The sequence below is a fragment of the Colwellia sp. SU-HH00943 genome (assembly GCF_057546125.1).
In genome coordinates this window covers 24322-45441 of the sequence record NZ_BAAJLW010000001.1, presented here as the reverse complement: position 1 = coordinate 45441, position 21120 = coordinate 24322, and the positions used below count along the sequence as shown (strand labels likewise).

Below are 21120 nucleotides of genomic sequence, written 5' to 3'. Positions count from 1 at the left end.
GATAGTATGTTGAATTATGTGATTTTATTTTAAGTATTTGATTTGTAGTTATAATGTATTTTTTTGGCTGGGTTTTTCATTTGTTCAAACATACTTTCTTTTGGTTAGAAATTAAACTTTATATTCATTAATGTTTAATTAAGTAACTTGATGTTTTCTTGTGTTTTTCTTTTTATTATTCAATTGTTTACTGGTTTTTGTTTAGGGTTTTACTTTGTTTGTCTTATTGTAACTCGATATGTCTAAATGTTAAAAAGTTTACCAAATGGTTATAAATGGTGTTGACGCTGTACGCCAAACCCGTTTAATATCGTAGAGGACAGATCAGGTCTAATGACCCGTTCAAAAAAGTTTACGAGGCAGCATAGTCTTGAAACTAAACAATAAATAACAACCAATCACGAATGTGATCCAGGGAGTAAACATGTATCAAAATAACGAGCTTACTAAAGCTGTTCGCCTAGCACTCGCAGCTGGTGTAACTACTACAGCTTTAGCTGTGCCGACAATGGCTTTTGCTGAAGAAGCAGAAGAAAGTGTAGAAAGTGTAGAAAGAATTGAAGTAACAGGTTCGCGTATTAAGCGTACCGATATGGAAACATCAAGCCCTGTTTCTGTAACAAGTGCTGCAGATATTAAATTATCTGGTTTTACCCGTGTAGAAGATTTATTAAACAGTTTACCGCAAATTGAAGCATCAAATACTGCTTTTGATTCAAACGGCGCAACAGGTACAGCATCTGTTGACTTACGTGGTATGGGTACAAGTCGTACGTTAGTATTAGTTAACGGTCGTCGTATGCAACCAGGTGGTGTTTATTCTCAAGCACCTGATATTAACCAAATTCCAGCGGCATTAGTTAAACGTGTTGAAGTGTTAACTGGTGGTGGTTCTTCAACATACGGTGCTGATGCTGTAGCCGGTGTTGTTAACTTTATTATGGATACTGACTTTGAAGGTTTTGAATTTACCGTAGGTGCTTCAGGCTATCAACATGATAATGATAACAGCTATATCCAAGGTTTAATGGATGAGCGTGGTTTTGAATACCCTGACGGCAGTAGCGGTATTGATGGTAGAACTTATAACTTCGATATTGCCATTGGTGGTGATTTTGCAGGTGATAAAGGTCATGCTGTTGCATATGCTACTTACCGTAAAGTTAATGAATTACGTCAAGAATCACGTGATTACTCTTCATGTGCTTTAAACTCAGCTGGTACTGGTTGTGGTGGTTCAGGTAATGCGATTATTCCTAACTTCTACTTAGGTGGCGTTGCTGATGGTGCTTTTGATTGGGATAATTGGGATTATTTAACATTAACTGAAGGTAGTAACTTCCAACCTTCTTCTGGTAATGTTTATAACTACGCACCTGTAAACCACTTTATGCGTCCAGATGAGCGTGTAACTTTTGGTACTTTCATTGATTATGAAATTAATGAACATGCAACTACTTATTTAGAAGCTAGCTACATGAATGACCGTACAGTTGCTCAAATTGCTGAGTCAGGTACTTTCTTCGCAGAGACTTATATTTTACCTGTTTCTCAGTTGAATGCTGACCAACAACAATATGTAATGGATAACCTAGGCTTAGGTCCAACAGATGAATTTGCTACTTATATTGGTAAGCGTAATGTTGAAGGTGGTCCACGTTCTAGTAACTTAACACATAGCTCTTACCGTGTTGTTGCTGGTGTTAAAGGCGATATCAATGATAACTGGTATTATGATGCTTCATTCCAGTTTGGTGCTTCAGATTCTTCTGCAGCATACTTGAACGATTTCTTTGCTCCACGTATTGCAACTGCTGTTGACTCAGCAGCTTGTGCTGCAGATGCTGACTGTATCCCTTATGAAGTATTCACATATAACGGTGTAACAGAAGAAGCTGCTGGTGCTTTAACTGGTACAGCTATCTTAAGTGGTCACGCAACTCAAATGGTATTCAACGCATTTGCAAGCGGTGATTTAGACATAACACTTCCAACTGCTGATTCTTCAATTGCAGTTGTTGTTGGTGTTGAATACCGTGAAGAGAAATTCGAACGTTTATCTGATGAAGTTTTTGAAAATGGTCTTTTATTAGGTCAAGGTGGTCCAACTACTAGTATCATGGGTGGCTACGATGTAACAGAAATCTTTGGTGAAGTTAGTATTCCACTTGTTCAAGATGCATTTATGGCTGAAAGCTTAACATTAGAATTAGGTGGTCGTTATTCAGACTATTCTACTTCAGGTGGCGAGCCAACGTATAAAGTAGCTGTTGACTGGTCTCCAGTTGAAGACTGGAAACTACGTGCTAGTTATAACCGTGCTGTTCGTGCTCCGAATGTTGGCGAGTTATTTGCTCCACAAAGTCAAGGTTTATGGGGTGGTACTGATCCATGTGCTGGTGCAAACCCTGCTCAAACAGCAGCACAATGTGCTAACTCAGGTGTAACTGCAGCACAATACGGTAATATTACTGCTAGCCCTGCAAGCCAATATAATGGTTTATTTGGTGGTAACCCAGATCTACAACCAGAAATTGCTGATACCGTTTCATTCGGTGTTGTAGCTAACCCATTTGATAACTTTAACTTCTCAATCGATTATTGGGATATTCAGTTAGAAGATGTTATCGGTACTGTAGGTGCTGAGCTAACTGTTGAACAATGTGGTTTAACAGGTGATGCTGCATACTGTGATAATGTTAATCGTTCTGGTGCAGGTAGCTTATGGTTAGGTACAGCAGGTTATGTAACTGCAACTAATGTTAACTTAGCAAACCGTCACTGGACAGGTGTTGATGTTTCAGCTAACTACGTACTTGAAGCTTTAGCAGGTACTTGGACAGCGAGCTTTATCGGTACTCAAATGGTTAAGAAAGAGTATGAGCAACTTCCAGGTTTCCCTGATGCAACATTTGATTGTGTTGGTAATATCGATAACGGTTGTTTTGCACAACCAGAATGGCGTCATACTGCTAAGTTAAGTTACGATATGGATACTTTCTGGACGGCTTCTATTCACTGGAGATACTACGGTGAAGTAGAGTACACAGAAGAAACTGATGAATTAGTTGGTGACGGAATTAGCGCACAAAGTTATATTGACTTGAAAGCTGCTTTCGACGTAACTGATAATGTTGGTGTTTTAGTTGGTGTTAACAACGTTTTAGATAAAGAGCCGCCAATGGTTGGTGGTACACTATCTACAAACGGTAATGCTATCGCTGGTTTCTACGACACATTAGGTCGTTACTTACACGCGAGTGTAACTCTTAAATTCTAAGATAACCTCTTAGGATTAAATAAACGGTGAGCTTAGGCTCACCGTTTTTATTTCTACATAATGAAAATCAATCTACTGTAATTAGTAAATATGACCAATAGTATAATTAACCAACTTGAAGACAAAATAAAAACAAACCCTTCAACAAAGTATTATGTTGAGCAATTGGCCAATGAGTATGCAAGATTAAGAGAGTGGCAAAAGGCTAGTCAATGTTATGCACATTATCTCAAGTTAAAACCTCAAGATGCAGAAGCTTATTTTAATTATGCATATAATTTAAGGTTTGCAGAGCAATATGAATTAGCTATTGCTCAATATGAAAAGTCGTTAAACCTGAATATCTCTCAACCAGAAGAAGTGTACTTAAATATTGCTGTTATTTATGCTGATCACTTAAATGATGAGGATAAGGCTAAAGGTGCCCTTGAAAAAGCGTTAAGCTTAAACAGTAGTTATATTCCTGCACTATATAATTTAGCTAACCTTTATGAAGATGCTGGTGATAAGCTTAAGGCAGAGCAGTTATTTCAAAAAGTAGTGAAGTATGCTCCTCAATATTATGACGCTTTCGCTAGGCTTGCTCACATTAAAGCTTTTTCTGATATAGATGATGAATTAATCACACAATTAAAAAAAGCCAATGACGATATACGAATAGATTTATCTACAAAAATTAATGTTAACTTTGCCTTAGGTAAGGCGCTTGATGACTGTAAAAGTTTTGAACAAGCCTTTAAGTATTATCAACAAGCAAATTTACTGGCAGAAAAAATTACACCTCCTTATGACGCAGCACTACATGAGCAATATATCGATAGTATTATCGAAGTATTTAATGGTGAGGTTTTTAAAGAGTTTAAGGCCATAAGTACTGCTTCACCTGTATTTATCTGTGGTATGTTTAGATCCGGCTCTACGTTGGTAGAACAGATACTTTCAGCTCACCCAAAATTGACATCTGGTGGTGAGAGAGAGTTCTTTATACGGCTAGTAGAAAATACTTTATCACCTTTTCCAGCATCTTTAGTTCAGGTTAAGTTTAAACAGCTCAATAAGATTGCTCAGGATTACTTAAAAGATATTGCAAAGGCGTTTCCTAATGCCGGGTGTGTAATTGATAAAAGGCCTGAAAATTACTTGTTTGTTGGCTTAATTAAAGTGTTATTCCCAAATGCAAAATTCATTTTTACTCAGAGGAACATACTTGATAATTGTTTATCAGTTTATTTCTTGCGTCTTGGTAATAAAATGAATTACTCCATGAAGTTAAACACTATTGCGCATTATTATGAGCAACAGGAAAAGTTAACTACTTTTTGGCAACAAAAATATGGCGATTCGATTTGTACAGTCAATTACGATAATTTAATAGAACAGCCACAAAATGAAATAAAGTCTTTACTTAATTTTTTAAATCTTGAGTGGGATGAAGGCTGCTTGAATTTTTATAACATTAAAAATAAGGTTAAAACCGCTAGTGTTTGGCAGGTTAGACAACCTTTTTACTCAAGTTCATCAGGTCGCTGGAAAAACTATCAAGCTAATATAGAAGATTTAATAAGCCTGATTAAGAAAAAGAGCCATTAAGAAAGTTAATGGCAATATTTATGCTTTTGGTTGAATGTCGCAAGGGGTGGTCATTCTCGGTTCATCAGTTACTGTAGGATTAGTCCCGTGCCACATATAACTAGGGAAGAATACGCAGTCCCCTTGCTCTGGGCAATGTTCAACTGCTTTAACTTCTTTATCACCTAACTTTAATGACGTTTCTCCAAAGTGAACCCAACCTGCCTTTTCAGGATCACCTTTATTCACACCTTTAGGTATACTGATATAAGTTGGCCCTGAAAGCCAGCCTTCAGGGTGAACATGATTTGTATGAAAACCTTGCTCCTTTAATAATACAGACCAGCAGCCTGTAAAAGTGAAGTCTGACTTTATGCGTGATAAGAAAGGATGAGAGGGATCAGAGGGGAGGTTGTCTAAATATTGCTTTACATTGAAATTAATTGCTGACTTTAACTCTTGAATAATCGGTGAAGTATTTAATAACAGGTTTCCTTTGGTTTGACTGCCCCCCATTACACTTTGATCCAAGGGTTGTTGAGTAGAGTTATGGAGCTCAGTTAAAAATAGTTTCAGCTCACTCATAAAGTGTTCTAAGTTGTCATAATGTGAGGGTGGAATAATCTTTTTCACAACCACCAATTCATTGTAGTTATTAAGCCAGAGTTCTCTCTCATCGTTTAGTAACCGCCAACAAATACCTTTATAAGCCCAAACTTCTTGGTTTAGAGGTGACACTTTAGACGCTACCTCTAAATGTGATAATGCTGATTTATACTCTTGCTGCTTTATTAATATATTGGCCATATCAATACGATATCGCGTATTGCTTGGATCAATTGATATAGCACTTTGAATCAGTTCATGTGATTTGCTAGCTTGGGAATTGTTTTTCAAATAAATAGTCGCCAATGCGTGGAGAAGGTTAGCTTGATCCCCAAATTGACTAATAGCCTTTTTAAGTACTTCTTCAGCTTTGAGTAGTTGATTAGACAATATTAACTGAGCTGCAAAAGAGTAACTCATGCTAGGCGTAGATTGTTGGTTACTTTTCAAGTATCCATTGTAGCTAGATAGAAATTTACTGTTACCATTATTCTCCCAGTACAAGTTGTTAAGCGCTTCATGGGCAAGTACATAATCAGGCCTCAACGCTATTGCAGTATTTAATGATTTCTCTGCTTTCTCAAACTCATTTAAATCGTAATATGCACAACCTATATTGAAATGTAGTTCGGGGACCTCCTTACCAGGTTCAATTATCTTATTGTAGCAATTTAAAGCTGATTTAGGGTTTCCGATAATTCGGTAGGTAACACCTAAATTATGCCATGCAAAAAAATCAGAAGGGCTAATATTGATTGCTTGATTAAAAGCAGTTATTGCTTGGTCATAATTTTTTAAGTTTTTTTGTGCATTCCCAAGGACATTATAAAATGGAGCCTCTTTGCCATTTAAATCAATGGCTTTTTTGATAGTTTTTATGGCTAATTCATACTTACTTAATGTGTTGAGTACTAATGACCAGTTATAGAGCACATCTAAATTAGTCTTACCAAGCTGGTATGCTTGTTCATAATATTGTTCTGCTTTTGAGTGTCGATTAGTTTGTGCAAAAAAATTTGCAACATTTAAATAAAAGTTAGCTTGTTTACCGTGCTTAAGGCTTGCTAAAAAATACTCTTCAGCTAAATCGTACTGATGTTGTAATTTATAGACTAAAGCAAGCATATGAAGAGCGTCATGTTGCTGCGGTTCTTCAATTAATATTTTTTTACATAAAGCAATGGTTGCAGAAAAGTTTCTACTTTGGAAAAAACTCATTGCTTGTCTAAGTTGATTTTGGGTGTTTTTCATAGATAAAATTTATGTTACGTTATTGCTTTAATAATCATGTGTTTTTTTATGACAATTAAATGCTTGATAGACAGTGCAACTCAATGTTCAATTTGAGTCATAATAATATTTTTATAATAAGAATTAAATACAAGGATGAATAATGCGATTTTTGCAGATTATTTTAATTACGCTTTTTTTATTAGTAAGTACTAAATCATTAGCAGATTGGGTTCCTTTTACTTTTCATAACAATCATATAACTATTGAAGTTGAAGTCAATGGGCAGCCTGCTACCGCAATGCTAGATAGTGGCTCAAATGTAAATATGATTAACCAAGAGTTTATAGACAAACATGGTCAGGATTTTAAAAAAACAGATAAAATTCGAGTCAAAGGGGTAAATGGTAGCTCCTATGTTCAACTTTATAATAATGTCCCTGTAAATATGTTTGGTGGTGAGTTTGATTTAGATGATGTCGCTGCAGGGGAGTTGGGGGATACCACTTTATTACTTGGTTCGACTTTTTTTTCCAATGTGATTTTACAAATAGATTTTCCAAACTCTCGACTGCAACTATTCCCCAAAAATGCTGTTGATATGGATAAATATGAAAATGTACCTATGAAAAGGTCAAGGAGTACAAGTTTACCCGCTATTCAAGTAAAAATTAATGGGGAGAAAGTCTGGCTAACCTTTGATACAGGAAATAGTGGCGCTATTTATTTGAAAAGAAGTTTAGCCATAGATAATGGTTGGTTAAGTAGTGATACACAAGTTGAGAAGGGGCAAGTTTCAGGTATTGCCAGAGCTGCAAAAGTGGATATATTTAAAGTGGATTCATTGAAAATTGGTCCTTATGAATTAGATAATGTGCCTATTCAAGTGCCCAGTGAAGGTGAAAATACTAATGTTGGTAAAAGCTCAAGAGAAACGTCAACAGCCAATAATAGTAGAATAAGTCGTGGTATTAAGCCTAAAGGAATAATGGGATTTGATATTTTAAAGCACTTTATCGTTACCGTAGACTTATTAGATTATCAATTACATATAGTCGCACCCTAATTTAAAGATAACCCTCTCCCTATTAGAGTTATTTATACGGGATATTAAAAGAATATTTTGATATCCCATAACCTCTCTACAGACAACACCTTACAAGATATTTTGATTATTTATGCAGGGAAACCTGCATAAATAAATTTGACTTGCTACGAAGAAATTAGTAAAACATACGCTGGCAAAATAAGCGCGTCTGAAAAGTAGGCTATTTTGCAGGCAATCAATAGAAGAAAATAACTCGCACCTTGACAGCAAGTTTGTCATTTGGGATTATTGATTGGTTGTATTCATAAAAAGTTACACATAAAAAGTTACACATAAAAAACGATAGATTTTTATATTTGCGGTAACAAAAATCTTTGTTATCAAAATTTAAATAGCAATTGGTTGGGAACTATGTCCAAAGTAAGTAAGAAAAGCCTCATCGCAACAGCGATGGTTGGCGCATTAGCGTTAGCAGGTAGCAATGTTGCTTCTGCAAATGCATTAACAGACCTTCAAAAGGCTGAAGCTCAAATTTTTAAGCAATCAGCTAAATCACAAGTGAAAATCAACTCAATATACGAGCAAACGCAAGACCTTCTTGCTGAGTACCGTAATACTGTTGATGAAGCTGACGTTCTTCGTGGTTATAACGATCACGTACAACGTATGGTAGATGACCAAAAGGCTAATATCGCCTCTTTGCAAAACCAAATTGACGGTATCGATAAGATCAAACAAGGTGTTGTACCTTTGATGTACAAAATGATTGACACTTTAGAGAAGTTTATCGAATTAGATGTTCCAATGAATATCGAACGTCGTAAAGAGCGTCTTGCTAACTTACGTGACGTTATGTCAAGTTCAAACGTTACAACGTCTGAGCAATTCCGTTTAGTACTTGAAGCTTACGAAATTGAAGCTGGTTACGGTACTATTTTTGATGCTTACCAAGCAGAAATGGACTTTGGTGGTACGACATTGACTGCTGATTTCGTTCATATGGGACGTATCGCTTTTGTTGCACAATCTTTAGATGGTAAACGTTCATGGTTGTGGAATAACCAAAACCGTGCATGGGAAGAGTTAGGTGATGAGTATATCAAGCCTGTTAAAGATGCTATCGCTATGGCGCGTAAGCAACTTCCTATGGATTTAACTAAATTACCAGTATTTGCGGCAGGAGCAGAATAATGAAGAAAGTTATTAATTTTGTAACGCTAGCGGCAATGATGACAGCTGGTTTTGTTGCAACATCACAAGCAAATCAGCTAGATGACTTATTAAAACAAGTTAAAGCAGATCGTATTTCAGAAGCTAAGCTAGATAAAAAACGTGAAGCTGAGTTTCTTTCTGACCGTGCTGACAAACAAGCACTTTTAAACAAAGCTAAAAAAGAATTAGCTAACCAAAATGCGCGCAACAAGCGTTTAACTAAAGAATATGCTGCTAACGAAATTTCGCTAGCACAAAAAGAAGTAGAGTTAGATAACGCTACTGGTACTTTAGGTGAAATGTTTGGTGTTTCTCGTGCAGCTGCAGCAGCAGCATACGGTCAAATTTCAACGTCTATTGTAAGTGCTGAATTCCCAGGTCGTGGCGAAGCGTTAAACCGTATAGCTAATGCGAAAGAAATTCCTGCACTAGAAGATTTAGAAGAGTTATGGTTTGCATTACAAACTGAAATGACTCAATCAGGTAAAGTATCTAAGTTTACTTCTGAAGTGACAAACTTAGATGGTTCTAAATCAACAGAAACAATTACTCGCCTAGGTACTTTTAACTTAGTATCAGATTCAGGTTACTTAACTTATAATGATGAAGTAGGTCAAGTTCAGCCGTTACCTAAGCAACCAGCTGGTTATATTTCAGGTACCGCTTCTAGCTTCTTTAATACTTCTTCAGGTTATGCAGGTGTTTATGTGGATCCTTCACGTGGTGGTATCTTATCACTAGAAACACGTAAGAAAACGTTAGAAGAATTTTTCCATGAAGGTAAAGAAGTTGGTTATGCAATCACAGTATTACTTATCATTGGTTTAATTATTGCTCTTGTTCGTTATATTGACTTAACAGCAACTAGTGCAAAAATTAAAGCACAAGAGAAAAACATCGAAACACCAAATGCTAACAACCCATTAGGTCGTTTATTACAAATCTACCATGACAACAAAACTGTTGATGCTGAAACCTTAGAGTTAAAACTTGATGAAGGTATTTTACGCGAAACACCTAAAGTAGATCGTGGTATCAATCTAATCAAAATGTTTGCTGCTATTGCTCCATTAATGGGTCTATTAGGTACAGTAATCGGTATGATTATGACTTTCCAAACAATTACCTTGTTTGGTACTGGTGACCCGAAAATTATGGCTGGTAACATCTCACTAGCGTTAGTAACAACTGCATTAGGTTTGATCTGTGCATTACCACTAATCCTAGTTCACAGTGTTGTAGCTGGTAAAGCGAAATCTGTTTTACAAAAATTAGACGAGCAAAGCGCAGGCTTAATCGCAGCGATTGCAGAGAAGGAGTCTAAATAATGTTATTCCTGATAGAGCTTTGGGAATCTGTCAGGGGGTTTATTGCGACTGGCGGTAACGTACTATACGTTGTTGCCTTTGCACTCTTATTAATGTGGATTATGATGATTGAACGTTATTGGTTCTTGTCATCTGTATACCCTCAAGTGAGAGATAACATTATTTCTCGTTGGGATGCGCGTACAGACACAACATCATGGTATGCACATCGTATTAGAGAGACTTGGATTTCCGAAGCAAATGAGCTGCTTGAACAACGCATGTTCACCATCAAAACCTTAGTGGCAATGTGTCCATTAATTGGTTTGTTGGGAACAGTAACCGGTATGATTGGCGTGTTTGAAACAATGGCACAGCAAGGTACAGGTAACCCGCGTTTAATGGCCGCAGGTATTTCGCAAGCAACTATTCCTACTATGGCGGGAATGGTAGCAGCATTATCTGGCGTGTTCTTTAGTACAAGATTAGACGCTCAAGTTAAACTAGCAAAGGCTAAACTGGTTGACAGTTTACCTCATCACTAGAGAGATATTTTCATGGCACGTAAAAAGATTCGTGAGGACGAAGAAGCAGTAATTGATATGACACCGATGCTTGACATCGTATTTATCATGCTGATCTTCTTCATTGTAACCACTTCTTTCGTAAAAGAAGCAGGTATTGAAGTAAATAAACCAAAAGCAGCACAACAAACTAAACAGAAAAACGCTAACATCTTTGTTGCAATTAAAGATAATGGTGAAATCTGGTTAGATAAAGGCCGTGTTGACGTTGAACGTGTTGGCGCAAGGATTGAAAAATTACTTGCAGAACAACCGACTGACGTAATAATTATCCAAGCCGACAAAGATGCTAAGCATGGCGTTGTTGTTAAAGTTATGGATGCAATTAAAGAAGCAGGAAGTGGTCTTAGAATCTCGATTGCTGCAGCTAAGGGGTAGATTATGGGACGCTTTTTAGTATCAATACTACTAGGCGCTGCAGTTACCTTTGGTTTATTCGCTTTTATGGCTTTCCTTGTTTCATCAGGTGATAGAAACAAGGAAGAAGCACAAGAGAATATAATCGTAGAAGTTAATACTACGCCACCAGAGTCTTCTGCAGAGACGCGCCGTCGAGTACCGCCGCCTCCGCCTCCGCCGCCTAAAGCGCCACCTAAACAGGCTCCACCAGAGCCTGAAGCCAGTAATGACACTGGTGGTTTGCAGTTTAATATGCCTGGCGTTCAGTTATCTGGTGCGTCAACTGGTTTATCAGCTCCTGGCGCAGGGTTTGGACGAGATGGTGATGCAACGCCAATTGTACGAATAGAGCCTAAGTACCCTATTCAAGCAGCGCGTGATGGTAAAGAAGGTTGGGTAAAACTTTCATTTACTATCAACGAAATTGGTGGTGTTGAAGATGTTCAAGTTATTGAAGCACAACCTAAACGTATATTTGATAAAGAAGCAAAGCGTGCGCTTAGAAAGTGGAAATACAAACCGAAAGTTGTTGATGGTAAACCATTAAAACAAGAAGGTTTAACTGTACAATTAGACTTTAAAATGGACGGAGGGAAGTAGTTATGATGAAACAATTTACCCTTAAGAAACTTTCGACATCGCTAGTCGTTGTCGCTTCTCTATTAGTAGCTCAGGCACCGTTTGCGGATAGTGCTTATGCTGCCGCTGCTAAGAAAGAAGAAAAGAAAAAACGTCCAACGCAACTTGTTGGTCCATCAGTAGGTAAAAAGATTCAACAAGCTTTTGAACTATATGCTGGTGACGATAAGAAGGGCATTGAGTCTGATATTGATGGCGCTTTGGTAATCTTGCACGATATCAATGCAAAGAAAGATTATGATAAAGCCTATGTTGCTCGTTTTATTGCGGTGATGTATGCCACTAAAGGTAATCAAGAAAAGGAAGCCATTAAGTACTTAAAACTTGCTGTTGAGCCAGACATCTTAAATGAAGTCGATCATGGTGAAGCATTAAAGTTACTAGGTGACTTACAAATGCAAATCAAAGACTACAAAAATGCATTGAAAAACTTTTATGCATGGATGGAGTTTACTGGTAAAAGCGATGGTAATACTTGGGTTAAAGTTGCTCAAGCTAATTATGAGCTAAAACAATTAGATAAAATGATTGTTCCTGCTGATAAAGCTATTGCTGCATTTGGTGATAAACCTAATCAGAATCCATACGTTTTAAAGCTAACTTCTTATTACGAAAGAAAAATGTATAAAGAAGCTATTGATGTTTTGGAAACAGTTATTTTAATTTTCCCTGATAAGAAAACATGGTGGACGCAATTACCTATGTTTTACTTGTTAGTTGAAGATTACTCTAAAGCTGTACAAACACTTGATTTAGCTTATAAGCAAGGGTTTCTTGATAAAGAGTCTCAGTTTAAAACTTTAGCAAACTTATATTCATCATCTGACTCGCCTTACAAAGCAGCATTGCTATTAGAAAAGCATATTGCATCAGGCGAAATAACACGTGATGAAACTAATATTTCAACGTTAGCAAATGCATGGCACTCTGCGCAGCATATAGCTACAGCAGCGAAGTATTATGGCGAACTTGCTAAATTAACTAATGAATCGAGACATTATCGTAAACAAGGCATGTTGTTAAAACAAGATGAGCAATTTAGTAAAGCGATTCCTGCATTGGAAAAAGCTATAGAGCTTGGCGAGAAAAATAAAGGCCGACTCTATATGAGTATTGCAGAATCTTATTTCTATCTTGAAAAGTATAAGCAAGCTTATACTGCTATTAATAAAGCAATGGAAGATCCTAAAGCGCGTAAAGCAGCTAGGAGTTGGAAAAGCTTTATTGCAGACACAGCTCGACGCAAAAACGTTTCAATTTAGTTAGTGTCATTTATGCTTATCGATTAAACTTTAAAAAACCAGCTTATAGCTGGTTTTTTTATATCTGTGATTAATTAATAAGTATTAGTTCATAAGTATTAGTTCATAAGTATTAGTTCATAAATCCAGTAATTTATGAAGTAGTCATTAATTGGTTAAATAGGATAAGCAATATAAATAGTTTGAAATTTTATTTAGTCCTTGATGGTCTATGTTAAAAGTCATATAACTAATGTGTTAAGGCTAAATGAATAATTAAAAGTTGAGTTTTATTTTGTATTCAATTGGTATTAGATATTTATAATTTGAACAACAAGGGAAATAAATCATGAGTTTACTTAAAAAATCGGGTCTAGCTGCTGTTGTAGGGTTATTAGCTTTTACAGTATTTACGAGTAATATTGTTAAAGCAGAAAGTAATCCTTTTACAAGTTCAGAATTAGTTACAGCTACATCATCTGATGAGAAATCTAAGTGTGGCGAAGGAAAATGCGGTGAAGCCAAAGCCAAAAAAAGCAAGTGTGGTGAAGGTAAATGCGGAGAAGCTAAAGCCAAAAAAAGCAAGTGTGGCGAAGGTAAATGCGGTGAAGGTAAATGTGGTGAAGCCAAAGCCAAAAAAAGCAAATGTGGCGAAGGGAAATGCGGTGAAGCCAAAGCCAAAAAAAGCAAGTGTGGCGAAGGAAAATGCGGAGAAGCTAAAGCCAAAAAAGGTAAGTGTGGCGAAGGAAAATGCGGTGAAGGAAAAGCCAAAAAAAGCAAATGCGGTGAATAAGTCAATTTAGCAACATAAAAAAACGAGCAATTAGCTCGTTTTTTTATGTCTTATTCTACGTGTTTTTAGAGCTTATAGCTTAGGCTTTCCAACGTAATAATATACGGTCCAGCTTTTACTTAATAGGCTATTGGAAGGAACTAAATGGGTTGAAATGCTAGCTTTACTGTTTACTTTAGTAAAGGTTGCTTTTTTGCCGTTATCATTCGATCTTGGCTCTTCATTGATTTGCCAATCGTCAGTTAAACATTGCTGAGTAGTATTAATGGCACTTTGATAGTACCCCTGTGCAGTCTCTTCATCACTTGCCGATATATTACAAGCATAGGTTGTTTTGCCCTGTCCCCAAGACCAAATATGACAATTTTCACCAAAAAGGTTGTATTTAGCCTTCCATGTATTACTCGACTTAGCTTTGATTTTAGTGGTTTTAATGGTATCAAAACCACTTTCATAGCTGTTAAGTAGTGCTGATATTTTAGGACAAGGATTTGTCACAGGTGTAAGTTGTTTTTGTGCTAGTTTGTTTTGATTTACACAAGCAGTTAGCAATATGCCTGACAGTATTATGGATATTTTGGTTAAGTTATTCATCAAAATAGCTTCCTGCTACTTAGGATTGTTATGTTAACGATCATACAAAATTATAGATGATTTTAATAGTGCTTAAAAACTGTTAAAATCTCGATATATCAAATCTTGAACTAATGTCCTCTACTAGGAATTCCTTTGAATAATAACGATGTAATGCGTCGCTTACGTTATACTTTTAACTATAACGATAAGCAAATGATAGCTATATTTTCTTCTACCAATACGACAGTCAGTCGAGAACAGGTAAGTCAATGGCTGAAAAAAGATAATGATAGTGATTTTGTCAGCTGTTCAGATGAAGTGTTAGCAAGTTTTCTCAATGGTTTTATCAATGACAAGCGTGGAAAAAAAGAGGGTTCACCTGCACCAGCAGAGAAAAAACTCACTAACAATATTGTTTTAACTAAGATAAAAATTGCTTTAAACCTAAAAGCAGAGGATCTGATCGCCTTACTCGACAGTGTTGATTTTCGTTTAAGTAAGCCTGAATTATCGGCATTTTCTAGAAAACCAGAGCATAAAAATTACCGACAGTGTAAAGATCAAGTGTTAAGGAATTTATTACAAGCTATTGATAAAAAGTATCATGTTGCTAGAACAACAAAGTTTGTTAAAGAAAAAGTAGATAATAAAGGGACTCACCAAGGCAAATGGAAAGATAAAAATAAAGGCCAAAAGCCTACAGTTGATGGTGCTAGGCCAAATGCCAGTGCTATATATACAAATCCTAACTTAGATGCAAATACGTCAAATAAAGCAGCACGTAAAAAGCTCAAGTTAAAACCCTAATCTGCAGGACAATAGCCAATCAACAGTTTTTTAAAAGCGAGCATGTCTAATAAGCTGTTAATCTACCAAATTTAAATCTAAAAGAGTGGCATAATGAAAACCTTAATGGTGCAAGGCACTACCTCTGATGCCGGTAAAACCACGTTAGTTGCGGGTTTATGTCGATTATTTGCAAAGAAAGCAATCCAAGTAGCGCCATTTAAACCACAAAATATGGCCTTAAACAGTGCTGTAACCCCTTGTGGCGGCGAAATAGGTAGAGCACAAGCTTTACAAGCAAAAGCTGCCAATGTAGCGCTTGATGTTGATTTTAATCCAATACTTCTCAAACCTAATTCAGATACTGGCGCACAGGTTATTATTCATGGTAAAGCCATATCAAGAATGGAGGCCGCCCAGTATCAAGATTATAAAAAGGTTGCCATGAATGCTGTGCTTGAATCTCACCAAAGGTTATCTGAGCAGTATCAACTTACTGTGGTTGAAGGGGCAGGTAGTCCGGCAGAAATCAATTTGCGTGAAGGTGATATTGCTAATATGGGTTTTGCAGAAGCGGTAGATTGCCCAGTGATTATTGTTGCCGACATTGATAAAGGTGGCGTTTTTGCGCAATTGGTTGGTACGTTAATGTTACTTGCTCAATCAGAGCAAGATCGGGTTGTTGGGTTTGTGATCAATCGTTTTCGCGGTGACTTTAGTTTGTTAGAGTCGGGTCTTGCGTGGTTAGAGAAAAAAACCAATAAACCGGTTTTTGGTGTATTACCTTACTTACATGGTTTAGATATTTCCTCAGAAGATGCATTAGTCACCCAACAAAGTAGCACTGATAAAGCGCATAAAGTACGTGTTGTTGTATTAGTTTACCCTCATATGAGTAACCATACTGATTTCGATGCTTTACGTCATCATGACAGTATTGATTGTCAATTTCTTTTCGCTAAAAACCCGCAAGTTAAAGCGGTTATTCCTGCCTGTGATTTAATTATTCTGCCAGGAAGTAAAAACGTCATTTCAGATCTACAGTTTTTACAAGCTCAAGGTTGGCAGCGAGATATCGCTAAGCACCTTCGCTATGGAGGAAAGGTACTAGGTATTTGTGGTGGCTATCAAATGTTAGGTAAACACATTTATGACCCGCTATCGATTGAAGGCGATACGCTCAATTGTGATGGTTTAGATTACTTGCCTATTACCAGTGAATTACATGCTGAGAAGACATTAACCAATGTACAAGGGCAGCTGCATTTGAACCAACAAAATGCCGATGTAAAGGGATATGAAATTCATGCTGGAATCAGTGAGTTAATTGCGAATTCGCCAATGAAGGTTACGCCTTTAATGACTATAAATTCTCAGATTCATGGTTATATTAGTGAAGATGAGCAAGTTGCAGGTTGTTATTTACATGGTTTGTTTGACACACCTAGAGCAATACAATTAATAATGAGCTGGGTCGGCGCACAAATAGAAGAAAACATCAGTATCGAAGCGCTTGAAGATATCGCTATTAATCGTATCAGTGATGCATGTGAGCGGTATTTAGATATGGATAAAATTAATGATGTGCTCGAAAGTTGGTATCGTTAAAAATCACTTGCTTGCAATAGCTTAAACCTTGATGCAAATCAACCCCTACTTGCTTTAACTTGTTAGAATTAAACAATGGCAATTTTATATTGTTGTGACATATCTAATTAAAGAGAGAGTTAGTCGTGGTCAAGAATCAAAAGAATGAACCAGCTCAACAAAAACCCATTGTTTATTCATGCTCAGGTTGTTCAAACTTAGCGCAAATGGCACATAATATTTCATTAAACCTTGATGGTGATGGTATTGCGGAAATGTCTTGTGTGTCTGGTATTGTTGGTAACGTTGCACCTATCATGGAATTAGCGAGATCTGGGAGACCGATTATTGCTATAGACGGTTGCAGTTTATCTTGCACGAAAAGCTGTCTTGAGGCCAGTGGTTTACATGCGGATTACTATTATCAAATTAGTGATTTAGGTTTTGAAAAACGCGATAAATGGAATGATTCGCTCACTGAAAATACTATTGCTATGAAAAATATTTACGACCAATTATTTGAACAAGGCATTGGTTTTCAAACCCTGAAGTAAGTTGCCTTACGTCATTGAACCTTTTATTAGTCTCATTTGTGTAGTCGTTTTTGAGTAATCGCTTCTTGAGTTTTAAATTGGGCTTTAGTTTATTCTAAGCCCAAGTCAAAAAAGCTGATGACAAGATTATCTGTACTCACTCAATTCATACATCTCTTTTAGAGTACGTTCGTAATTACTTCGCTTGTAATTATAATTTTAGTAATCAAAAATCACGAAAAATTAATAATTCACCCAATGAGCGTAATTATCATTTTTACCTAATGCTGATTGACTGCCTTTTAGCGAAAAATCATAACCACACAAAGAGAAGTTCCCTCTAAAGGCAAGTGCCTGAATAAGTACTTGAGTATCTAACGGTGAAAAGCTGGCAAAATACTCTGTATTTGCACCATCGCCGCTTTCTACATCAACCGTTAGCGTACGTATTGGTGTACCTTTATTGAAACTAATTTTTTCACAACTTTCATCACCTTGACCGCTAAATTGAGACCATAATTGCGTTGTAGCCACTTCATCGGCCTGCCAATGTATTATTAAGCCCTGATGTTGCGACAAGTATAAAGTGAAATTATCAGGCATGGTCAATGGGAAGCTTCGTATGATTTGGTTATTAATAGCTGCAGTTTGTTTTGGTATAACTTGCTCTACTTCAGCTTCACTTTCACTGGTCAAAAATGTGACCAGCCAAGACGTTAGTACCGCTATTAAAATAACAATCACTGTTGCAACAATGGCAATTTGCGCTTTTTTATTACTTAATAGTTTCAATCGGATAAGCTCACCAATATCAGCCTGTTCATTACCTCGCGGTGCCGTTTGATGAGTTTGGTAAGCGTAGGCAGCATTTGCTTGTTGCTCAATATGTTGGGCTTCAATAGGAATAGCATTTTCACCAGCGATACTGGGCTCAATTCTATATTTAGCTGATTTTCCTTGGTGAAGGGTTTGTTGATACTCAGACATATCGACAGGGCCAATATAACCTAATGTATAAGATGCTTGAGTCTCAACTTTACTTGGGTAAGTAAGTAATAAGGCAGAGCTTAATGCTGGTAGTAATAGTAAATAGTAACTACTGTGTTGCTCTGAAAATACAATAATAAGTGCAATAATTAAAAAACTAATGCTTGGGGCAAAAAGCCAATTACGATTAAGTTTGGCATCATTGAGTCTACGTAAACTTGTTAAGCCCAGTGCGGCACTAAATAAAACACTGAGTATTAATGAGATAAATATTTTGCCAGTAAAAGCCGAGGCCAGCATTATAAAAACAATATAAATAGCGCTGCATATCGCAAAAAATCGGGTTCTATTATCAAAACCTTGCAAACAAAAAAGTGACTTTAATAACTGCACAGTGTCTCCATGAAATACTGAAATGGACTATAAGTAATATTGAAATTAATGAACTCGATAAGGGGGAATATCAATATCATCTAACTTTAAACCAACTAAGGTTAATGTAGCACTATTACTCGACTCACCATCACCACTAAATTCTACATCAAATAAGCTGAGCCAAATTAGCCCATGTTTTTTAGTGAAGGTTAAACGGCTTGAGCGCCTTGCGATAGCAATAAATTGTAATTTATTTTGTTCGCAATAACGAATAGCATGTTTACGAGCAGCCTCTGCTAATTTTCTTAGGTAAATAAAGTACCAACAAATTAAACAAAAGAGCAATAAATAATAAATATTTTCCATAGTTTCTTGTTTTACCTTACATATACATGGGGTAGTGGTATTAAGCTTGTTGAAATAACTGACCAATAGCACTTGATAGCGCATTGCTACGCTCAGGAGAGCGAATACATTGAAATACTATGGGTCTTAGTGTCGGTATTGCCACAAGATCTTTAAATATACTGGTAAATAGTGAGGGTTCGTCATTCTTGATTAATTGCTCAAATAAGGCCATTAAGTTCTCTGTATCATCTAAGGCTTCCCAACATCGTCCTGATAAAGTAATCAGTAAATTAGTAGCAAGGCTGCTTTGTTGTAAAAGCAATTTAATTAACTGTTTTACATGAGGGTGTTGGCAATTACTGGCTAAGCTACGTAGCAGATGTTGCTGTACATTCACTGCTTCTTCATTAGCCTCAGACTTCGCTGCCAGGTTGTCTTTTAATAAGTTTATTAAAGCTTCAACTAAGACTAACGGTAACGGCTCATTTTCTAAAGCAGTACATAAAGGGAATAGCACTTCATTAGGCAAATGGGGTAATGCATTGGCGAGCAATTCAGCATTGTTTGCATCGATTTTTACCGCGAAGTCAGTTATTCCTTGAACGCCGATAGTTTGCCAATTATCCCAGCCTGATTCACCTGAAAGGTAAGTTATAAAAGGCGCTAAATGCTCGCTGGCGCCTTGTTTTAATTCTGATCTGATTTTGCTATTTAATGACGCCAATTTATATTGCGCAGGGGTAAATAAATAGGGGTTTGACTTTAAAAGCTCTTCCTGTTTTTCATTAGGATCTTGTGTTAAATCAGAGCCAAGCGCTTCGACGATAATGGCAATAAAATGATTCCTTGCCCCTTGATTTAATAAACCTCGCTCATCAAGCGGTAACTTTAATAGCCATAAAAAAGGTTGTGGTGATTGTTTTTGCCAAAAAGCAATCGCAATACAAGCGTGACCTTGAGATGGAGTTGGATAAGGAAGTTGATTTTGCTCTATTTTTTCAAACTGCTCTTTAGATATTTTATCTATTTTCCGGCCAATATCATAAAGTCGATATTGTGAATTTGAAGACTGTAAAAGTTGTGAAATTGTATCAATAGTATCCATAATAACCGTAAAAATTGTCAATAAAGTGCATTTGTCTTTGCTAGTCATTATAAGGATAATAGCGCCATTAACCTAGTAAAAACTCGTTGGAAATACAGTAATGAGTAGTGAAGAATCTCCTGTAGATGAAAAGCCAGTATTAACCATTTTATATCAAGATGACTATTTGGTGGCTGTTGACAAGCCTGCTGGCCTGTTTGTACATCGAAGCTTCATGGATAAAAATGAAATCTATTTTGCTTTGCAGTTGGTACGTGATCAAATTGGCAAATATGTTTATCCCATTCACCGTTTAGATAGACCAACATCAGGTGTGTTGCTGTTTGCGTTAACCAAAGAAGTTGCTCAACAGTTAAATGAAGCCTTTGCTAATAAATCGAATAAAATTGAACCCGCTAATAGTCATGAACCCCTCACTAAAACTTATTATGCGTTAGTGCGAGGGCACTTAGCGATGAATGAGGAAACTGAGCTAATTGATTATCCCCTTAAAGAAAAACTCGATAAGTTAGGTGATAAATATGTAAATCAGGATAAAGCCCCACAATCAGCTCAAACACATTATCAAGTACTAAAACAAGCAAGTTTACCCATTGCCTTAGGCAAGTTTAATAGTGTGCGCTATTCACTAGTCAAACTTATGCCTGTTACTGGAAGGCGCCATCAAATTCGCCGACATTTAGCCCACTTAAGGCACCCCATAATCGGGGACATTAATTATGGTGATAACAAGCAAAACCCTTTCTTTATACAGCACTTTGGCTTTAAACGATTAATGCTTATTGCTAAGTCGCTATGCTTTAAACACCCTGTAACCAAAGAAATGAACACCATTTCTGCTGAATTTGATCAGCAGTGGCAACAGGTGTTTCATACCCTTGGCTGGCGCGTTGAATAAGGCAGACTTTTAAGTAG

19 protein-coding genes are annotated in these 21120 nt (G+C 36.7%); 14 read left to right on the top strand and 5 right to left on the bottom strand.

Annotated elements, in window-relative coordinates; genetic code table 11:
- Window positions 1-424 precede the first annotated feature (424 nt).
- Both AC27GZ_RS00180 and AC27GZ_RS00175 read left to right on the top strand, forming a co-directional pair.
- Window positions 425-3280: a TonB-dependent receptor plug domain-containing protein gene (locus AC27GZ_RS00180; protein WP_487092852.1), complete on the top strand. Its 2856-nt coding sequence runs from the start codon at window positions 425-427 to the stop codon at window positions 3278-3280.
- Between the two features lie 90 nt (window positions 3281-3370).
- A complete protein-coding gene (locus AC27GZ_RS00175; protein WP_487092851.1) occupies window positions 3371-4870 on the top strand; it encodes a tetratricopeptide repeat-containing sulfotransferase family protein in 1500 nt (499 codons plus the stop codon).
- An 18-nt stretch (window positions 4871-4888) separates the two neighbouring features.
- Here AC27GZ_RS00175 and AC27GZ_RS00170 read toward each other — a convergent pair whose 3' ends face one another.
- Entirely contained in the window at window positions 4889-6706 is a 1818-nt protein-coding gene (locus AC27GZ_RS00170; protein WP_487092850.1) for a 2OG-Fe(II) oxygenase family protein, read from the bottom strand.
- Window positions 6707-6848: 142 nt separating this feature from the next.
- Here AC27GZ_RS00170 and AC27GZ_RS00165 point away from each other — a divergent pair, with 142 nt between their 5' ends.
- The 8 genes from AC27GZ_RS00165 to AC27GZ_RS00130 all read left to right on the top strand — a co-directional run bounded on the left by AC27GZ_RS00165 (window position 6849) and on the right by AC27GZ_RS00130 (window position 13908).
- A complete protein-coding gene (locus AC27GZ_RS00165; protein ID WP_487092849.1) occupies window positions 6849-7751 on the top strand; it encodes an aspartyl protease family protein in 903 nt (300 codons plus the stop codon).
- Window positions 7752-8144: 393 nt separating this feature from the next.
- Window positions 8145-8924 carry a DUF3450 domain-containing protein gene (locus AC27GZ_RS00160; protein WP_487092848.1) on the top strand — a complete coding sequence of 260 codons (780 nt, stop codon included), beginning with the start codon at window positions 8145-8147 and terminating at the stop codon, window positions 8922-8924.
- Entirely contained in the window at window positions 8924-10273 is a 1350-nt protein-coding gene (locus tag AC27GZ_RS00155) for a MotA/TolQ/ExbB proton channel family protein (RefSeq protein WP_487092847.1), read from the top strand. Before AC27GZ_RS00160 ends, AC27GZ_RS00155 begins: the two co-directional genes overlap by 1 nt.
- Entirely contained in the window at window positions 10273-10797 is a 525-nt protein-coding gene (locus AC27GZ_RS00150; RefSeq protein ID WP_487092846.1) for a MotA/TolQ/ExbB proton channel family protein, read from the top strand. Before AC27GZ_RS00155 ends, AC27GZ_RS00150 begins: the two co-directional genes overlap by 1 nt.
- Window positions 10798-10809: 12 nt before the next feature.
- Window positions 10810-11214, top strand: a complete 405-nt coding sequence (locus AC27GZ_RS00145) for an ExbD/TolR family protein (protein WP_487092845.1) — start codon at window positions 10810-10812, stop codon at window positions 11212-11214.
- 3 nt (window positions 11215-11217) lie between these two features.
- Window positions 11218-11835: an energy transducer TonB gene (locus AC27GZ_RS00140; RefSeq protein ID WP_487092844.1), complete on the top strand. Its 618-nt coding sequence runs from the start codon at window positions 11218-11220 to the stop codon at window positions 11833-11835.
- Window positions 11836-11837: 2 nt separating this feature from the next.
- On the top strand, window positions 11838-13136 hold the full coding sequence (locus tag AC27GZ_RS00135) for a tetratricopeptide repeat protein (RefSeq protein WP_487092843.1): 1299 nt from the start codon (window positions 11838-11840) through the stop codon (window positions 13134-13136).
- A gap of 328 nt (window positions 13137-13464) precedes the next feature.
- Entirely contained in the window at window positions 13465-13908 is a 444-nt protein-coding gene (locus tag AC27GZ_RS00130) for an HvfA family oxazolone/thioamide-modified RiPP metallophore (RefSeq protein ID WP_487092842.1), read from the top strand.
- 72 nt (window positions 13909-13980) lie between these two features.
- Here AC27GZ_RS00130 and AC27GZ_RS00125 read toward each other — a convergent pair whose 3' ends face one another.
- Complete coding sequence (locus AC27GZ_RS00125; RefSeq protein ID WP_487092841.1) at window positions 13981-14502, bottom strand: hypothetical protein; 522 nt, start codon at window positions 14500-14502, stop codon at window positions 13981-13983.
- Window positions 14503-14637: 135 nt separating this feature from the next.
- Between AC27GZ_RS00125 and AC27GZ_RS00120 the strand changes: the two genes are divergently transcribed.
- From AC27GZ_RS00120 to AC27GZ_RS00110, 3 genes are all read left to right on the top strand, one after another.
- On the top strand, window positions 14638-15291 hold the full coding sequence (locus AC27GZ_RS00120) for a YehS family protein (protein WP_487092840.1): 654 nt from the start codon (window positions 14638-14640) through the stop codon (window positions 15289-15291).
- Window positions 15292-15384: 93 nt separating this feature from the next.
- Window positions 15385-16878, top strand: a complete 1494-nt coding sequence (locus AC27GZ_RS00115; RefSeq protein WP_487092839.1) for a cobyric acid synthase — start codon at window positions 15385-15387, stop codon at window positions 16876-16878.
- Window positions 16879-17003: 125 nt separating this feature from the next.
- Window positions 17004-17411, top strand: coding sequence for a putative zinc-binding protein (locus tag AC27GZ_RS00110; protein ID WP_487092838.1), 408 nt, complete (start codon window positions 17004-17006; stop codon window positions 17409-17411).
- A gap of 222 nt (window positions 17412-17633) precedes the next feature.
- On the opposite strand, the gene AC27GZ_RS00105 is transcribed toward AC27GZ_RS00110, so the two are convergent.
- The 3 genes from AC27GZ_RS00105 to AC27GZ_RS00095 are packed head-to-tail and all read right to left on the bottom strand — an operon-like array spanning window position 17634 to window position 20205.
- Complete coding sequence (locus AC27GZ_RS00105; RefSeq protein ID WP_487092837.1) at window positions 17634-18770, bottom strand: hypothetical protein; 1137 nt, start codon at window positions 18768-18770, stop codon at window positions 17634-17636.
- Between the two features lie 45 nt (window positions 18771-18815).
- Window positions 18816-19118 carry a DUF3301 domain-containing protein gene (locus AC27GZ_RS00100; protein WP_487092836.1) on the bottom strand — a complete coding sequence of 101 codons (303 nt, stop codon included), beginning with the start codon at window positions 19116-19118 and terminating at the stop codon, window positions 18816-18818.
- A gap of 40 nt (window positions 19119-19158) precedes the next feature.
- A complete protein-coding gene (locus tag AC27GZ_RS00095) occupies window positions 19159-20205 on the bottom strand; it encodes a DUF3549 family protein (RefSeq protein WP_487092835.1) in 1047 nt (348 codons plus the stop codon).
- A gap of 100 nt (window positions 20206-20305) precedes the next feature.
- On the opposite strand from AC27GZ_RS00095, the gene truC reads away from it, so the two are divergent.
- Window positions 20306-21103: a tRNA pseudouridine(65) synthase TruC gene (gene truC / locus AC27GZ_RS00090; RefSeq protein WP_487092834.1), complete on the top strand. Its 798-nt coding sequence runs from the start codon at window positions 20306-20308 to the stop codon at window positions 21101-21103.
- Window positions 21104-21120 lie beyond the last annotated feature (17 nt).

Bases quoted from the DNA above. Each gene is read 5' to 3' on its own strand.
- AC27GZ_RS00180 (WP_487092852.1), top strand. From the start codon at position 425: ATGTATCAAAATAACGAGCTTACTAAAGCTGTTCGCCTAGCACTCGCA.
- AC27GZ_RS00175 (WP_487092851.1), top strand. From the start codon at position 3,371: ATGACCAATAGTATAATTAACCAACTTGAAGACAAAATAAAAACAAAC.
- AC27GZ_RS00170 (WP_487092850.1), bottom strand. From the start codon at position 6,706: ATGAAAAACACCCAAAATCAACTTAGACAAGCAATGAGTTTTTTCCAA.
- AC27GZ_RS00165 (WP_487092849.1), top strand. From the start codon at position 6,849: ATGCGATTTTTGCAGATTATTTTAATTACGCTTTTTTTATTAGTAAGT.
- AC27GZ_RS00160 (WP_487092848.1), top strand. From the start codon at position 8,145: ATGTCCAAAGTAAGTAAGAAAAGCCTCATCGCAACAGCGATGGTTGGC.
- AC27GZ_RS00155 (WP_487092847.1), top strand. From the start codon at position 8,924: ATGAAGAAAGTTATTAATTTTGTAACGCTAGCGGCAATGATGACAGCT.
- AC27GZ_RS00150 (WP_487092846.1), top strand. From the start codon at position 10,273: ATGTTATTCCTGATAGAGCTTTGGGAATCTGTCAGGGGGTTTATTGCG.
- AC27GZ_RS00145 (WP_487092845.1), top strand. From the start codon at position 10,810: ATGGCACGTAAAAAGATTCGTGAGGACGAAGAAGCAGTAATTGATATG.
- AC27GZ_RS00140 (WP_487092844.1), top strand. From the start codon at position 11,218: ATGGGACGCTTTTTAGTATCAATACTACTAGGCGCTGCAGTTACCTTT.
- AC27GZ_RS00135 (WP_487092843.1), top strand. From the start codon at position 11,838: ATGATGAAACAATTTACCCTTAAGAAACTTTCGACATCGCTAGTCGTT.
- AC27GZ_RS00130 (WP_487092842.1), top strand. From the start codon at position 13,465: ATGAGTTTACTTAAAAAATCGGGTCTAGCTGCTGTTGTAGGGTTATTA.
- AC27GZ_RS00125 (WP_487092841.1), bottom strand. From the start codon at position 14,502: ATGAATAACTTAACCAAAATATCCATAATACTGTCAGGCATATTGCTA.
- AC27GZ_RS00115 (WP_487092839.1), top strand. From the start codon at position 15,385: ATGAAAACCTTAATGGTGCAAGGCACTACCTCTGATGCCGGTAAAACC.
- AC27GZ_RS00100 (WP_487092836.1), bottom strand. From the start codon at position 19,118: ATGGAAAATATTTATTATTTATTGCTCTTTTGTTTAATTTGTTGGTAC.
- AC27GZ_RS00095 (WP_487092835.1), bottom strand. From the start codon at position 20,205: ATGGATACTATTGATACAATTTCACAACTTTTACAGTCTTCAAATTCA.
- truC (WP_487092834.1), top strand. From the start codon at position 20,306: ATGAGTAGTGAAGAATCTCCTGTAGATGAAAAGCCAGTATTAACCATT.